This window comes from Vibrio sp. CJQ_6 (assembly GCF_043106745.1).
GTDB lineage: Bacteria > Pseudomonadota > Gammaproteobacteria > Enterobacterales > Vibrionaceae > Vibrio > Vibrio furnissii.
This window is the reverse complement of sequence record NZ_JBICMV010000004.1, coordinates 52,098-67,717: the sequence shown is the minus strand read 5'-3', so window position 1 is coordinate 67,717 and position 15,620 is coordinate 52,098. Positions and strand designations below refer to the sequence as shown.

The window sequence follows — 15,620 nt, the reverse complement described above, 5'->3', positions numbered from 1 at the left end:
ATTGTCTATCAAACCAGCATCCCAGTGATCTTGGAGTAAGACCTTCCCCAGCCTTAATGATAGGATGAAGCCATTATTGACTGTCTAACGGGATTATCATGACCTCTACCACCCCCATTCGAATTGCCACTCGTCAAAGTCCACTCGCTTTATGGCAAGCGCATTTTGTCAAAGACGCGCTGCAAGCGGCTCATCCGGGGCTCGAAGTGGAACTGGTCACCATGGTGACCCGAGGTGACGTGATTCTTGATACGCCGCTGGCCAAAGTGGGCGGCAAAGGTCTGTTCGTCAAAGAACTCGAAGTGGCGATGCTAGAAGGCCGCGCGGACTTGGCGGTGCACTCGATGAAAGACGTGCCGGTCGATTTTCCCGAAGGCCTTGGCTTGGTGACCATCTGTGAACGCGAAGACCCGCGTGATGCGTTTGTCTCCAACACCTATGCGTCACTGGATGAGCTGCCACACGGCGCCATCGTCGGCACCTGTAGCCTGCGTCGTCAATGCCAACTCAAAGAAGCGCGTCCGGATCTGGTGATCAAAGAGCTACGTGGCAACGTCGGAACCCGTTTGGGCAAACTGGATGCCGGTGAATATGATGCCATCATTCTCGCCGCTGCGGGGCTCAAACGTCTTCAACTAGAACAGCGCATTCGCAGCCTGATTGAACCCGAGCAGTCACTACCTGCTGTCGGCCAAGGCGCGGTAGGCATTGAGTGTCGTTTGGATGATGCGCGCCTGCGCGCGTTGCTGGCACCGCTGAGCGATGCCGACACCACCGATCGCGTGTTGTGTGAACGAGCCATGAACCTCACACTGGAAGGCGGTTGCCAAGTGCCGATTGGCAGCTATGCGCTGCTCGACGGCGACGATTTGTGGCTGCGTGCGCTGGTCGGTGAGCCGGACGGTTCCCACATTGTGCGTGGCGAAATCCGTGGCCCACGTCAGGATGCCGAACGTCTGGGGGTCGAGCTGGCCAATCAACTGCTGGCCGATGGCGCGCGCGACATTCTGACCAAGTTGTACGCCGAGCACGAGTAAGCCATGGCCGTCTTGGTGACGCGCCCCGAGGCGCAGGGACAAGCGTTGTGTCAGCAGTTGGCACAATGTGGGATTCATGCCCTCCACCACCCATTGATCACCTTAGAGGCAGGCGCCGACCTGCCTCAGCTGCTGCCCGCCCTGCACCAATGTGATCTGCTGATCGCCGTGAGTCAGCATGCCGTGACATTTACCCACCAGTTTTTGCAATCTGAGCGATCTTGCTGGCCAACTTCCGCCATTTACCTTGCCGTTGGTCAAAAAACTGCACACGTTTTAAGCAAACTTTCTGCACAACCAGTACACTACCCGGACATCAGCGACAGCGAACATTTATTGGCACTGCCAGCCCTGCACGCGGTGCAGGGAAAATCAGTCATCATTTTGCGTGGCAACGGCGGGCGCGAGCTGATTTTCGACACATTGGTCGCACGTGGCGCGCACGTCAGTTACCGCGAAGTGTACCAACGCGTGGATTTACCATTTGCCAGTGAGGCCTGCGTCGCCACATGGCAACAAGCGGGCGTGGATACGCTGGTGATCACCAGCAGCCACCAGCTGATGTTTTTTGTTTCACAACTGACCGCAACCAGCCTGAGCTGGGCGCTTGGTCTGAAATTACTGGTACCCAGTGATCGAATCGCCCACGATGCCAAAGCCTTGGGATTTCAAACCATCGTGACCACAGGAAGTGCGGCGAACCCAGATTTAGTGGCGGCTCTCCAGCCCTAACACACAGGACTCTTAGCAATGACAAGCAATAAAAATAATCCTCAGCAGGAACCTGAACAACAATCAAAAACTGCCCTCGCTGCCGAGACAACCTCCCCCGATGCCAAAGCCAAAGCGGCGTCCACCGACAAAGCCGCTGCCGGGCAAAGCAGCACGGCAACATCGGCCAAACCACAGCGCCCCGCCGAGCCTGCACCAGTATTTGAAGAGAAACAGGGCAAACGAGGCGTCAAGCTTGGCACCATCGCGATCGTTCTGGCGGTGCTGTTTGGCGGCGGTTTAACACTGCATAGCCAGCAGCAACAAGCGGGCTACCAAGCGCAGATTCAAGCCCTGCGCACCGAGCTTGAGCAAACGCGCAGCAACATCAACGCCCAGCTCGATGCCACCAAACAAGACGCTGTCGACAAAGCCACTGAACTGACTCACCGCGCAGAAGTGGTACTGACGCAGCAACAAAAGAGCATTGAAAGCCTGCAACTGGCCGTGGCAGATATCAAAGGTCGTCGTCCCAACGACTGGCTATTGGCCGAAGCAGATTACTTGGTCAAACTGGCAGGACGTAAACTCTTTCTCGAACACGATGTCGACAGCGCGACGCTGTTGATGGAGAGCGCGGACCAACGCATCGCCGCCTTGAACGATCCGAGCCTGACACCACTGCGCAAAGCAATGGCCAATGACATCACGACACTGAAAGCAATTCCACGACTGGATCGCGATGGCTTGGTACTGCGCCTGACCAGCCTGCAACAGCAAGTCGATACCCTGCCGCTGGCGAACGCCATTTTGCCGGACGCGCCACAGGAAACCGAACAAGCGGTTTCAGAAAATATCAACAACTGGCAACAGAACCTGATGACGTCGCTGAAAGATTTCGCCAACAACTTCATCACGTTCCGCACGCGCGATGGCAACGTGGTGCCGCTGCTGTCACCGCAGCAGCATTTCTATCTCAAAGAAAACCTCAAAGCCAAGCTGGAAACCGCGATTAAGTCGGTGTACACCGAGCAGCAGGAAATCTACACCGTGTCACTCACCACCGCTGATCAGTGGTCGAAATCATTCTTCAATCAAAGTGACAACCGCGTGAAAGCCTTCAATCAGACGCTGGAACAACTGGCGAAACAGCAGGTGCAGGTTGAGTATCCGGTCAAACTGGGCACGCAAAAGCAACTGGCGGATGTGATCACCGATCGTCTGCGTCGCTCGGTCAGCTCGATGACAGTCAGTTCGATGACAACGGAGGCTAACTGATGGTTCGTGTCCTATTTCTATTTGTCGTCTTGGGGCTCGGCTTGTTTGCCGGCACCCAATATGCGGGTCAGCAAGGCTACGTGCTGATCTCGGTCGCCAGCCATACCATTGAAATGAGTGTCACCACGTTGGTGATCTTCATCATCGGCGCACTGGCTGGCTTATTCGCACTGGAATATCTGCTGAAAAAACTGATGTACGCCAGCTCCAATACCTGGAACTGGTTCAGTGTACGCAAACTGCGCCGCTCGCGTCGTTACACCAACGAAGCGATCATCAAATTGCTCGAAGGGGACTGGAAACAGGCGGAGAAGAAAGTCACGCGCTGGGCCAATCATCATGACATGCCGCTGCTGTGTTATCTGGTGGCCTCAGAAGCCGCCAACGGCATGGGCGATCGCGCCAAACGCGACCGCTATTTGGCGCTGGCTGCGCAGCAAGAAAACGCCACATTGGCGGTGGAACTGACGCGCGCCAAACAGCAACTGAGCGATGGCGAGTTGCAAGCGGCATTGAGTACGCTGAGCGCACTGCAAGCCGATCACCCCAACAATACCATTGTGCTCAACCTGCTCAAGCAAACTTACACCCAACTGAAACAGTGGCAGCCGCTGCTCGATCTGCTGCCTAAATTGGTCAAAGCCAAACGCATGACGCAGGATGAAGCCGATCAACTGGCCTTGGTTGCTCACCAAGGGGTGATGGACACCATCGCCAGTCAGAAAGGCAGCGAAGGATTGATTGCTCACTGGAACAGCCTGCCGCGTAAACTCAAAGCGGAATCACAACTCGAACTGAACCTGATCCGCCAGCTGATTGTGCGCAAGGCTGATTACGAAGCGTTCACGCTGATCAAAGAGAGTTTGAAAAAACGCCCATCGCCAGCGCTATACGCCTTATTGCCAGAGCTCAACATCAGCGATCGCCATCCAGCGATTGTCCTGTTGAAAGATGCGCTCAACCGCGATGGCAACAATGCCGAGGCGCACAGCGCATTGGGTCAGCTCTATCTGCGTGAGCAGCAATGGGCCGATGCGCAGCAGCATCTGGAAAAAGCCTTGTCCTTGCGCTCAAGCGTGTCCGATTACGCTTACCTAGCCGATGCATTAGAAAAGCAGAACCTGACCAAAGCCGCTCACGACGTGACGCGCAAAGCCTTGTCGCTGCTCGAATCTGCGTAGATTCAAACGCGCAGCGAACAACAAAAAAGCCAGCAGAGATGCTGGCTTTTTTCATGCTAAGTCGCGCTTAAATCACGCGAGAGAACTGCTGCTGACGCGCGCGATCGCGCAGGTATTTGTCAAAGCACATACAGATGTTGCGGATCAGCAAGCGGCCACGCAACGTGACGCGAATGTGATGCTCATCGACTGTCACCAGTTCATCGTCGACAAACGTTTGTAGCAACGCCAAATCTTGGCGGAAGTAATCATTAAAGCGCACGCGGAACTGGCGCTCAATCGCTCGCTTATCAAGTTGGAAATTGCAAATCAGCTGTTTAATCACTTCGCGGCGCAGCAAGTCATCGCTATCCAGCGACACCCCTTTCCACAACGCGTGACGCATTTCGTTGACCTGAGCGTAGTATTTTTTCAGCTCTTTTTGGTTCTGCGCGTAGGCATCGCCAATCATCGAAATCGCCGACACACCAAAACCGACTAAGTCACACTCGCCTTGCGTGGTGTAGCCTTGGAAGTTGCGATGCAGCACACCATTGCGTTGCGCCACCGCCAGTTCATCATCCGGTAAGGCAAAGTGATCCATACCGATAAACTGATAACCGGCATCCGTCAGCGTGTTGATGGTGTATTGCAGAATCGCCATTTTCTCTTCTGGCGCCGGCAGGTCTTCGTCTTTGATTTTACGTTGTGCGGCAAACAGCTGCGGCATGTGCGCGTAGTTAAACACCGACAGACGCCCCGGTTTCATCGCCAGCACCTGTGCCAGCGTTTGACTGAAGGTTTCCAGTGTTTGTTTTGGCAGGCCGTAAATCAGGTCAAGGTTGGTGGAACGGAACCCTAAGGCTTTTCCGCGCGCGACCAAATCGATAATAAACTGCTCGTCTTGCTCGCGGTTCACCAGCTTCTGCACTTCTTTATCGAAATCCTGCACGCCGATGCTCAGGCGGTTAAAACCTTCGCTACGCAGGTGATCCAGCACGTCGAGCTGAATCTCACGCGGGTCAACTTCGATGCTGATTTCGGCATCCGCGTCGAACTGGAACTCTTCACGCAGCAGCGTCATCAGACGGCTGATCTGCTTGTTGGTCAGAAAGGTCGGTGTACCGCCGCCAAAATGCAGTTGCGTCACATGACGCCCCACCAGCAGCGATGCGCGCTGACGGATTTCATGCTCCAGAATATCCAAGTATTCGTCGGCTTTGTGCGAATGACGGGTGATGACTTTGTTGCAGCCACAGTAGTAGCACAGCTTGTGACAGAACGGAATGTGAATGTAGAGCGATAACGGTCGCTCAGGGTACTGAGTACACGCCATATCGTAGTCCGCAATGGTGAACGCTTCATGAAACTCCACAGCGGTCGGATAGGAAGTGTAACGCGGCCCCGAGTAGTTGTACTTGTCTAAAATGGCTTGATCCCAAACGATCTGCTGACTGGGTACGACGTGCGACGACATAGTAACTCTTTCCGTTTTCAATCTTTTGACGGGCTATTTTGCCACACGACGTTGACACGTCGGGTGGCAAAAATAGGATTTGCGAACAAAATGTTCGAAACTGCTAGCGTGATCACTCACTCAAAAGAGGGAGTATCACTTATACCATTTGGATGGCAATTTGGTTGTTCAGTGGCTGAACACGTTTTTGCAGCGCTTTTAACTCTTCGACGATGGCGTCGTTGAGGCGGGATTCTGCTTTCAGGCGAATCAGGTTGTGTTGCATACGCTCCTTCTTCACCATCTGCTGGCGGGCGTCACCACGCGGCATGTCTTTGACAATGTGGTACAACTCGGCGGTTGCTGGGTAGTCACGATCAAAATCCACGCGGTCTTCGCCCTGAACGTAATCCATGATGCAGTAGACGCGGATGCTGATTTCCGACAAATCACACTGCCCTTGAATCCCGGCCAAGCACAGAATGTTGACGTTTTCGAAAATGTTCGCATTGCGTTTTTCGATCGCCAACGCCTGGTGCTGCTGCTGCAGCTCCTTTTGCTTTTTCAGTTGCAACAAAAGGTAACCCGCGTAGGCCGCTAAGCCCAGAATAATCACAGCTCCAGCTATCGCTAATAGGGTTACATTCATTGTGGCACCTTATCCTTTGTAATCGTTCAGATCGAGATTTTCAAACTGAGACAACAGATCGTCATCGGTTTTTGCCTTCGCTTTCGTTGCTTTGGCTTGTGGCTGTGGCGCGATGGCTTCCGCTTCTTCGGCTTCTTCCATCTCTTCTGCGTCTTCAAACAGACCCAGTTGATTCATCAGCACTTCAATGCGATCCAGTTTCTCATCCACATATTTTTGCAGACCAGCACCCAGTTTTTCACCGTTGTCGATGCGATCCAACAACACGTTCAATTGCGCGTCATTTTCCAGCATCGCCAGCTCTTTTTCAGCAGAGAGACGACGCTCTTGCTTGTTGAGTTTCTTCGGCGCATCCACGATCAATGGAATGGGCTTTTTGCTGCCAAGGCGCGGGTCACGTTGCTGCGCACCGTTGCGTACCGCCGCTTCCGCACCTTCTGAATGACGGCTACCCGTTTTCAGACCTTTGTGTTTTTTCGCTTTTTTACGCAGGCGTCCTTCCAGCTCACCAGAAGTACGGTTGTGTTTGCGTGCAAAAACCAGATCACCATTGATGCCGGTTTTGGATTTCTTTTGTCGAGACATTACTGGGGCTTCCTCAGTAAAATTACATCATTGCCTATAAATTCAAGTTCGAGCTGATCCCGCTCTGCCAGATATTCAAACGTGTGGCGACTGAAAAAGATCACGTGAGTGAGATCGTTTTTGTAGTGCCATGTCGCAAATGCGTCCACGTCTTTGACCATTTTGGTCATCAGACCAATCCAGCCACCCGGCTTAACTAAATTTAACCATTGCTGCCACACTCGGTGTGGATCGTGCAGATGCTCAATCACTTCCGTGGCAGTCATAAAATCGTAAGTGGTTGTCAGCGCTTGGGCATTCGGATGATAGAAAATATCATACAACGCCACCTGATGGCCGGCTTCTTCCAGCATCAGCGACAACGTCGGGCCCGGGCCACAACCAAAATCTAACCCTTGTGAATGCGGTGCGATTCTTTCAAGCATAGGCGTACACACACGAGATAAAAAGCGGCGATAGCCGGCATCATTGGGGTCATTCTCGTGTAGGTCGTAAAACGCTTTTTCGCGTTGCGCATTCAGTCGATGTTCAGGATTAACGAACACCAGTTGGCAAGGCTGACATTGCAGATAAGCACGATGCGCGTCTTCATAGTACGCATGCGTATCGTCACTGTGACATAAAGGGCAAGTGTGCATTCTGACATCCTTCCAACGGGGGATGCGAAACATACCAGAAACTGGCTGGAGAGTGGAGCGTGATCGTACAAAATCTCAGCAATTTTGCAAAAAAAGCTCCTAAAGATAAAAAAAGCGATAGGTTGCCCTATCGCTTTCTAAGTGGTCACAGAACGTGACAAAACTGGGTTGCGTTCAATCAACGCACCAAGAGTCCCTTTGTTTTTCGAGCTTTCCTTGCCAAAAGTGTGGTTTGACATCGTCCTGATGAGTTTTGGCTATCCGTTGTTACGTCCTGTAGCTGGGCGACTCCGTCGCCTGAATCCGTGTCACTGTCTTCACCTTGAGACCAGTTGACCATCCCTATCCCGACTCCCATCCTGGAAACCGTTATCCCTGTCCTGTTGCCAGATTCCTTCCGGCTCCTTGGAGACCTGCCTAGTCTGAACTCCTCGTCAGCCTCATGCCGACATGAACAACTTTACGCCAACCACGGCAACGCACAACGGACCAAACGCACATTTTTGCGCCTTTTTGAACAACGTAAAATCAAGTTATTTATTTTCAGTAGCTTACAAAGCTATCCTCAGCATCGTGATGCGCAACTATGGCGAATGTCTTACACAAAACAGGGCAATCTGACGCAGAAATAGAAACAGCCCCGACACGCGGGGCTGTTTCTTACCACTTATGCTCGAACACGTGTAGGGCTATTAGTGCAGGCCGCCAACGTATTTAGACAGAATTTCGATATCAGCATCGGTCAATTTCTTCGCTACATCACGCATCATCGCGTTCATGTCGTTGCCGCGGTTTTCGTCACGGAATTTCTGTAGCTGCGCTTTGATGTAGTCCGCATGCTGACCTGAGATTTTAGGGAACCCAGACAGTTCGGTACCGTTACCACGCGGGCCATGACACGCCGTACACGCCGTCAGACCACGCGCCGCATCACCAGCGTTGTACAGAACTTTCCCTTTCGCTACCACGTCTTCCGGTGTAGAGTTCGGCGAAATCGGCAGTGAAGCGAAGTACGCAGCCACATCGGCCATGTCTTCTTCACTGAGTGGCATCGCCATGGCACTCATGACCGGATCGTAACGGCCTTGTTTGCCACCGCTCGACATGCCAAGCTTGAGATCTTTCAGCTGCTTCTCAATATACTTAGCGTGCTGACCAGCCAGCTTCGGGTAAGTTGTAATTTGACTGTTGCCATCCGCACCATGGCAGGCAACACACGTTTGGGATTTTGCTTTACCAGCTTCAATGCTGCCTTGGGCCCATACAGAGCAGCTGGCTAAAAGACTTAAGATTAGCGCTAATTTCTTCATGACATTCCATTTATAATTATCAAGCTTCCAGTACCACGGGGTACCACTCATGGTACAATAAGCGACCTTATGCCGAGCACGGTTATTTTACACAATTTCACAAAAAAGTAATCAATCGACTACACAAAGTCGAGATGGAGTTAACAGTGAGCGTAAAAATTCATTATCAAAACACGCATTTCATCACCAGTGCGCCAGACATTCGCCATCTTCCCACTGATGAAGGTATCGAAATCGCGTTTGCAGGACGCTCAAATGCTGGAAAGTCGAGTTCTCTCAATCGGTTAACAAACCAGAAGAACTTGGCCAAGACCAGTAAAACTCCTGGCCGTACTCAGCTCATCAACCTATTTAAGGTGACTGAAGGCTGCCACATTGTCGATCTACCAGGGTACGGTTTCGCCCAGGTACCGCTGGAAATGAAAAAGAAGTGGCAAAAGTCACTGGGTGAATACCTGCAAAAACGTACCTGCCTGAAAGGCTTGGTGGTGTTGATGGATATTCGTCACCCGATGAAAGATCTCGACCAACAATTAGTCGTGTGGGCCGTGGAATGTGGCATTCCCGTTCAAGTGCTGCTGACCAAAGCCGACAAACTCAAAAGCGGCGCTCGTAAAGCGCAAGTGTTAAAAATTCGTGAAGCGGCGCTTGCATTTGGCGGCGATGTACAGGTGGACGCATTCTCGTCTCACAATGGCATTGGCGTGGATGTACTGCGCAACAAACTCGACAGCTGGTTTGCGCCGATGGTGGCACAGTTGGCCGCAGAAGCTGACATTGAACACACCCCAGAAGAGCACGGCGGCGAGCAAGACGCTTAATCCGCTTCGCGCTCACTGCATCAGCCTCGCCTTTCGGCGGGGCTTTTTATTACGTTCTGAATCGATGACTTGCAACATCGCTGGCTTGCGAACCTAACGCATGGGTGACTGGCGTAAAAGCCGAGCACTCTGCCATAGCGATGGGCAGCTGCCATGCGGCTGATATGACTCGATTGACTGACGTGAGAAACAACCGGCGTGAGAAACAAAAAGCCCCACCATCCTGGTGGGGCAACGGGAGAGAAATAGGAGGTAATTATTGTTATGTGGTTAGGATTCCTGAATCCCGATCAGATTACAAGTTGCGCCGATCACGATTTTTGTCCCGCCGCTTTTGCGCATAACTTCACATCTTACTTAGTTATTTCAATACATTAGAGAAATACGCACGCATTAATCTGCTTAGTTTTTAATTAGAATTAACTAAAATTGTGATTGGAGATTAGTTACAGAAATGAAGCTTGCTGTCATTGACGTGACGTCGAGGATAAACGACAACGATGAGCGAAATTGCGGTCAAAAAGCCCAGAAACAGGCCGAAGGAAATGTGGAATGCGGCCCAATAAAAAACGCCCCAGTCAAATGGTGACTGGGGCGGCTGAATCAGCCTAATCCAATAACGTGAAACAAAAGGTCTGAAAGATAGAACATCTTACCTCTGTACCCTACGGAAGTTAATGTACAACAATTGGTCACAAATGAAAACCATTTTTGTAGTTTATTTTCATTAAATTTTTATTAAGCAACACAAATATATGAATGTTGTTTACTTTTTTATTGGTAAAAAAAAGCCAGCGACTGTGCGCTGGCTCATATATTTAGCGTGATTTAGGCGATTTTAGGCTTAATGAGCCTCATCCCAGTTGTCACCATGGCCAGCTTCGGCCACCAGCGGCACCTTCAGCGCTGCTGCAGATTCCATCAATTTCTGTACTTTACTTTCAATTTCGGACAAAGCTGACTCTTCGACTTCAAACACCAGTTCATCGTGTACCTGCATCAGCAGTTTCACGCGACCCGCACCTTCCGCTTCAATCCACGCATCCACCAGCAACATCGCTTTCTTAATGATGTCGGCCGCAGTGCCCTGCATCGGCGCGTTAATCGCCGCTCGTTCCGCTGCTTTCCGACGCATACCGTTACGCGAGGTGATTTCCGGCAGATGGAGACGACGACCAAACAAAGTTTCCACGTAGCCCTGCTCTGCAGCGGTACTGCGTGTGTCTTCCATGTATTGCATCACGCCAGGGTAACGCTCAAAGTAAGTGTCCATGTACGCTTGCGCTTCACCGCGCGGAATGCCGAGTTGTTTCGCCAAGCCAAACGCACTCATGCCGTAAATCAAACCAAAGTTGACCGCTTTCGCGCGGCGGCGCTGCTCGCTGGTCACCTGATCGATGCTGATACCCAGAATTTCAGCCGCGGTGGCGGCGTGGATATCTTTACCTTGTTGGAAAGCTTCCAGCAGCGCTTTATCGCCAGACAAATGCGCCATGATGCGCAGTTCGATTTGCGAGTAGTCGACCGCCATGATTTTCCAGCCATGTGGCGCGATGAACGCCTGACGAATGCGACGGCCTTCTTCATTACGAATCGGAATGTTCTGCAAGTTTGGATCGGTCGAAGAGAGACGCCCGGTGGCCGTCACCGCCTGATGATATGACGTGTGTACGCGGCCCGTAGTCGGGTTGATCATCTTCGGCAGTTTATCGGTGTAGGTCGATTTGAGCTTCGCCAGACCGCGGTATTCGAGAATGACTGCAGGCAATGGATAATCCAGCGCCAGCTCTTGCAGCACTTCTTCGTTGGTTGATGGCGTACCCGATGGTGTTTTCTTGATCACCGGCAGTTTCATCTGATCAAAGAAGATGGTTTGCAGCTGTTTTGGCGAGCTGAGGTTAAATTCTTGGCCCGCGATATCGAACGCTTTCTTTTCCAGCTCATCCAGACGCTGCGCAATCTCTTGCGATTGCGCGCCCAGCAGCATGTCGTTGATCAGCACGCCGGTGCGTTCAATGCGTGACAGAACGGGCACCAGCGGCATCTCGATGTCGCGATACACACTCAGCAGTTTGTCGTCTTGTTCCAGCAGCGGCAGCAAACGATGATGCAAACGTAGCGTGACGTCGGCATCTTCTGCGGCGTAAGGCGCCGCTTGTTCAAGGTCAATCTGGTTAAAGGTGAGTTGGTTCTTGCCTTTGCCCGCCACCTGTTCAAACGAAATGCAGCTGTGTTGCATGAAACGCAGCGCTAGGCTGTCCATGTCATGCTTGCCGCCCACGCTGTTGTACACATACGATGCGAGCATGGTGTCGTGCGCGATGCCCTGCATATTGATGTCGTAGCGCGCCAGAATGCTGGTATCGTACTTGAGGTTTTGACCCACTTTGGCTTGCTGCGCGTCTTCTAAAATCGGTTTCAGTTGCGCCAGCACCCAATCGCGATCGAGTTGCTGTGGCGCGTCCAGATAATCGTGCGCCACTGGCACGTAGGCAGCCTCTCCTTCCGCAACGGCGAAAGAAACGCCCACCAGATTGGCCACCATGTAATCCAGGCTGTCGGTTTCGGTATCAAACGCAAACACCTCGGCGCTGCGCAGTTTGTCGAGCCAACGGTTGAATGCCGCTTCATCCACAATGGTCTCATAATGGCTGCGATCGATTTTCACCGCCACCGAGTCAGCCATCGGTGCCGCTTGCGGCGCGCCACCGACGGCAACGCTAGCAGCGCTTTTCTCTGCCGCTTCGACCACACCAGTGCCGCCTTCAAGCAGCTCGTTCAACCAAGATTTAAACGACAATTGGCCATAAAGTTCAATCAGCGCATCGCGATCCGGCGTGGCTTTGAGCAGCGTTTCCGGCGTGCAATCCAGCGCAACATCGAGTTTGATGGTCGCCAATTCGTACGACAGCTCGGCGTTGGCGCGGTTGTCTTCCAGCTTCTTGGCCATGGTTTTAGACCCACGGAATCCCAGGTCGGCAATTTTATCCAGATTGTCATACAGCGCAGTCAGGCCACCGATCCCCTGCAACAAAGCCGTGGCGGTTTTGTCGCCCACGCCCGGCACACCCGGAATGTTATCGACTTTATCGCCCATCAGCGCGAGATAATCGATGATCAGCTCTGGCGGAATGCCGAATTTTTCAATCACGCCGTCGCGATCCATCACCACGTTGGTCATGGTGTTGATCAGGGTCACGTTGTCGTCAACCAACTGCGCCATGTCCTTATCGCCGGTACTGATCAGCACCGGAATACCCGCCTGAGACGCTTGATGCGCCAGTGTCCCGATCACGTCGTCCGCTTCGACCCCTTCAATCGACAGCAATGGCAGCCCCATGGCACGAATCACGTTATGGAGCGGTTCGATCTGACAACGCAGATCATCCGGCATCGGCGGACGCTGCGCCTTGTATTCCGGATACAGTTCATCGCGAAAGGTTTTGCCTTTGGCATCAAAGACGACCGCCATTCGATCACTGGCAAATTGACGCATCATGGCGCGAACCATGTTGATCACGCCATACACAGCGTTAGTCGGGATCTCACCGTTGCTCATGGTGCCCGGGTAGGCATGAAATGCACGGTATAAATAAGAAGAGCCGTCGATCAGAATTAACGGGTTATCAGGGATGCGAGCCATAGTTTTGCTATCCAACAAGAAACAATGGCGCTAAGGATGCCATGACTGCTGATTGGTTTCCATGCTCACGACCGCATGCGGCGGAACTCACGGCGGTGAATAATTCAACGCCCAGCCCACCATCTGTGGATAACTCTGTTTATAGAATTTATCCACCGGTTATTAAAGCGCGAATAACGTTGTCATTTGTGTTTTTAATTACTTGTTTTTATTTGATTTTTACAAAGATCGATCATTCCTATCACGATCCTTTTGCGATCATGGATTGTGGAAAAGACACTCGCTGCCCTTTTACTCAACCTGAGATCTTGATCCCGACACGCTGCTGTAGATTTGCACAGATCAGGATCGAAAGTTGGACGTTTTACCGTAGGAGAATCAGGCGCGGTGGATAACCGGCATAAAAAAAGCGACATCCGAGGATGTCGCCTAGCAATAACAGGTCAAAGCCAATACCGATTGTTCAGCCTTACCATAAAGCTTAAATATTACACTGGAAGCAATGTGAGCAATGTCGTGTCAAAAAGAACGTGTGCAAGTTCAAGCGTCAGTTAGATTATCTGCCAACCTAAAGAACCATTCAGGTCGATAATTCAACGTCCTGGTGAACTTCACTCATTCCCTAAGACAGGGTTAATAATAATGATTCTCATTTAATGGTCAAGCATTAAATGAGAAAAAATCTCATTTAATTTTGGAAATGTTTCACGAAGTGAATGCGACTTTCCAACAATGGTTCTACTTTTTCAAAATTTTCAATGAGATAACCATTCCTTAGCAACAGGCGCAACATGGCCGGAAATTGGTTGCGCGATTTCACTTTGAGCTGGCGATAGCCATGCTTGGCCACCCAATGCTCTTGTGCATTCAATAAATGCTGCGCCACCCCGCGATTGCGCGCCAACGCGGAAACACCGCCAAACCAGCTATAGAAGGTCTCACTATCGAGTTCATAGCCAATTTTGAATCCGAGTAACTGGCCATGTTCTTCTGCGATCAGAATTAAATCGTGCTTGCCCGCTAAACGCTGCGCCATACTCGCCACCGTTTCTTTGTGCGCAAATTCATCAATCTCTTGGACCACCTGTACGGCTTCTGCCAATGTACCTAAGCGGATCTGCATCCCCACCTCCTCATGGCATTCGAAGCAAGCCGGTACTCACCCACCCGCGTTCACCGAATGCATTCTTAACCCCGAAAAAACAAAAAGGCCGGCAACGGTGCCAGCCTTCTCAATCGATGTTGCTGTCGTTAGTCTGCGCGCAGATGCTGCGCCGCTTGTGCGTTTTCTTCTGCCAGCCACTCAGCCACATCTTTGGCAAAGTAAGTCAGAATGCCATCGGCACCCGCGCGCTTAAAGCACAGCAGTGATTCCAGCACGGTGTCTCGCTCTTTGAGCCAACCGTTCATGATCGCGGCTTTGTGCATCGCGTACTCTCCCGACACTTGATACGCAAACGTCGGGACTTGCAGTTCGCTCTTCACGCGGCGCACCACGTCCAAATAAGGCATGCCCGGTTTCACCATCACCATGTCCGCGCCTTCGTTGATGTCCATCGCCACTTCATGTAGCGCTTCATCACTGTTGGCCGGATCCATCTGGTAGTTTTTCTTGTTGCCACCTTTGAGGTTGCTCGCCGAGCCGACTGCATCGCGGAACGGGCCGTAATAGCATGACGCGTATTTAGCCGAGTACGCCATGATCTGCGTATGAATATGCCCCGCTTCTTCCAGCGCGTCACGAATCTTGCCGATGCGACCATCCATCATGTCAGATGGCGCCACCACATCCGCACCCGCCGCCGCATGGGACAACGCTTGCTTGATCAGCACTTCCGTGGTTTCTTCATTGAGGACGTAACCCGCTTCGTCGATGATGCCGTCCTGACCGTGGGTGGTGAACGGGTCCAATGCCACGTCGGTGATCACTCCCATTTGCGGCACGTGTTCTTTCAGCAAACGCACTGCGCGCTGCACCAAACCGTCCGGGTTGTAGGCTTCGGTCGCACACAGGCTTTTCGCATCCTGATTGACCACAGGAAACAGCGCGATGGCCGGCACGCCAAGGTTGGCCAAATACAGCGCCTCTTCCAGCATCAGGTCAATCGACAGACGTTCAACGCCCGGCATCGATTCCACTGCTTCACGACGATCTTTGCCCATCAGAATAAACATCGGGTAGATCAAGTCACTCACAGACAACTGGTTCTCCGCCACCAGACGACGGCTGAAATCATGCTTACGCAGACGGCGCATACGACGCCCAGGAAACTGACCTTGGATGGATACAGACACTCGACTCTCCTTATTTGTCTACCTGAACCACGGCGCT

At 52.0% G+C, this 15,620-nt stretch carries 13 protein-coding genes; 5 read left to right on the top strand and 8 right to left on the bottom strand.

The window, feature by feature from the left end:
* Positions 1-98 precede the first annotated feature (98 nt).
* The 4 genes from hemC to ACF8PK_RS00310 are packed head-to-tail and all read left to right on the top strand — an operon-like array spanning position 99 to position 4,207.
* A complete protein-coding gene (hemC, locus tag ACF8PK_RS00325; RefSeq protein ID WP_004724353.1) occupies positions 99-1,037 on the top strand; it encodes a hydroxymethylbilane synthase in 939 nt (312 codons plus the stop codon).
* Between the two features lie 3 nt (positions 1,038-1,040).
* Positions 1,041-1,769 (top strand): uroporphyrinogen-III synthase, encoded by a 729-nt coding sequence (locus ACF8PK_RS00320; protein ID WP_392439480.1) that lies wholly within the window; start codon positions 1,041-1,043, stop codon positions 1,767-1,769.
* An 18-nt stretch (positions 1,770-1,787) separates the two neighbouring features.
* On the top strand, positions 1,788-3,026 hold the full coding sequence (locus ACF8PK_RS00315; protein ID WP_392439478.1) for a uroporphyrinogen-III C-methyltransferase: 1,239 nt from the start codon (positions 1,788-1,790) through the stop codon (positions 3,024-3,026).
* A complete protein-coding gene (locus tag ACF8PK_RS00310; protein WP_014204239.1) occupies positions 3,026-4,207 on the top strand; it encodes a heme biosynthesis protein HemY in 1,182 nt (393 codons plus the stop codon). The genes ACF8PK_RS00315 and ACF8PK_RS00310 overlap by 1 nt, the downstream gene beginning before the upstream one ends.
* 67 nt (positions 4,208-4,274) lie before the next feature.
* Here ACF8PK_RS00310 and hemN read toward each other — a convergent pair whose 3' ends face one another.
* From hemN to ACF8PK_RS00285, 5 genes are all read right to left on the bottom strand, one after another.
* Positions 4,275-5,663: an oxygen-independent coproporphyrinogen III oxidase gene (hemN, locus tag ACF8PK_RS00305; RefSeq protein ID WP_004724344.1), complete on the bottom strand. Its 1,389-nt coding sequence runs from the start codon at positions 5,661-5,663 to the stop codon at positions 4,275-4,277.
* A 139-nt stretch (positions 5,664-5,802) separates the two neighbouring features.
* Complete coding sequence (locus ACF8PK_RS00300) at positions 5,803-6,291, bottom strand: DUF2489 domain-containing protein (protein WP_038150720.1); 489 nt, start codon at positions 6,289-6,291, stop codon at positions 5,803-5,805.
* Between the two features lie 9 nt (positions 6,292-6,300).
* The gene (gene yihI, locus ACF8PK_RS00295) at positions 6,301-6,876 is read right to left on the bottom strand and encodes a Der GTPase-activating protein YihI (RefSeq protein ID WP_055466635.1); all 576 of its coding nucleotides are present in this window, start codon (positions 6,874-6,876) and stop codon (positions 6,301-6,303) included.
* Entirely contained in the window at positions 6,876-7,514 is a 639-nt protein-coding gene (locus tag ACF8PK_RS00290; RefSeq protein WP_004724337.1) for a class I SAM-dependent methyltransferase, read from the bottom strand. The genes yihI and ACF8PK_RS00290 overlap by 1 nt, the downstream gene beginning before the upstream one ends.
* A 692-nt stretch (positions 7,515-8,206) precedes the next feature.
* Positions 8,207-8,824 (bottom strand): cytochrome c, encoded by a 618-nt coding sequence (locus tag ACF8PK_RS00285; protein ID WP_014204237.1) that lies wholly within the window; start codon positions 8,822-8,824, stop codon positions 8,207-8,209.
* A 146-nt stretch (positions 8,825-8,970) separates the two neighbouring features.
* Here ACF8PK_RS00285 and yihA point away from each other — a divergent pair, with 146 nt between their 5' ends.
* The gene (gene yihA, locus ACF8PK_RS00280) at positions 8,971-9,645 is read left to right on the top strand and encodes a ribosome biogenesis GTP-binding protein YihA/YsxC (protein ID WP_014204236.1); all 675 of its coding nucleotides are present in this window, start codon (positions 8,971-8,973) and stop codon (positions 9,643-9,645) included.
* Between the two features lie 844 nt (positions 9,646-10,489).
* On the opposite strand, the gene polA is transcribed toward yihA, so the two are convergent.
* The 3 genes from polA to hemB form a co-directional block, all read right to left on the bottom strand.
* Positions 10,490-13,288, bottom strand: coding sequence for a DNA polymerase I (polA, locus tag ACF8PK_RS00275; protein ID WP_392439474.1), 2,799 nt, complete (start codon positions 13,286-13,288; stop codon positions 10,490-10,492).
* Between the two features lie 688 nt (positions 13,289-13,976).
* The gene (locus tag ACF8PK_RS00270) at positions 13,977-14,411 is read right to left on the bottom strand and encodes a GNAT family N-acetyltransferase (protein WP_283512531.1); all 435 of its coding nucleotides are present in this window, start codon (positions 14,409-14,411) and stop codon (positions 13,977-13,979) included.
* 128 nt (positions 14,412-14,539) lie between these two features.
* Positions 14,540-15,583: a porphobilinogen synthase gene (gene hemB / locus ACF8PK_RS00265; RefSeq protein WP_004724330.1), complete on the bottom strand. Its 1,044-nt coding sequence runs from the start codon at positions 15,581-15,583 to the stop codon at positions 14,540-14,542.
* Between the last annotated feature and the right edge of the window lie 37 nt (positions 15,584-15,620).

Coding starts and splice junctions, on each gene's coding strand:
- ACF8PK_RS00285 (WP_014204237.1), bottom strand. CDS start 8,824: ATGAAGAAATTAGCGCTAATCTTAAGTCTTTTAGCCAGCTGCTCTGTA.
- ACF8PK_RS00300 (WP_038150720.1), bottom strand. CDS start 6,291: ATGAATGTAACCCTATTAGCGATAGCTGGAGCTGTGATTATTCTGGGC.
- ACF8PK_RS00315 (WP_392439478.1), top strand. CDS start 1,788: ATGACAAGCAATAAAAATAATCCTCAGCAGGAACCTGAACAACAATCA.
- yihI (WP_055466635.1), bottom strand. CDS start 6,876: ATGTCTCGACAAAAGAAATCCAAAACCGGCATCAATGGTGATCTGGTT.
- polA (WP_392439474.1), bottom strand. CDS start 13,288: ATGGCTCGCATCCCTGATAACCCGTTAATTCTGATCGACGGCTCTTCT.
- ACF8PK_RS00310 (WP_014204239.1), top strand. CDS start 3,026: ATGGTTCGTGTCCTATTTCTATTTGTCGTCTTGGGGCTCGGCTTGTTT.
- ACF8PK_RS00290 (WP_004724337.1), bottom strand. CDS start 7,514: ATGCACACTTGCCCTTTATGTCACAGTGACGATACGCATGCGTACTAT.
- hemC (WP_004724353.1), top strand. CDS start 99: ATGACCTCTACCACCCCCATTCGAATTGCCACTCGTCAAAGTCCACTC.
- hemN (WP_004724344.1), bottom strand. CDS start 5,663: ATGTCGTCGCACGTCGTACCCAGTCAGCAGATCGTTTGGGATCAAGCC.
- ACF8PK_RS00270 (WP_283512531.1), bottom strand. CDS start 14,411: ATGCAGATCCGCTTAGGTACATTGGCAGAAGCCGTACAGGTGGTCCAA.
- ACF8PK_RS00320 (WP_392439480.1), top strand. CDS start 1,041: ATGGCCGTCTTGGTGACGCGCCCCGAGGCGCAGGGACAAGCGTTGTGT.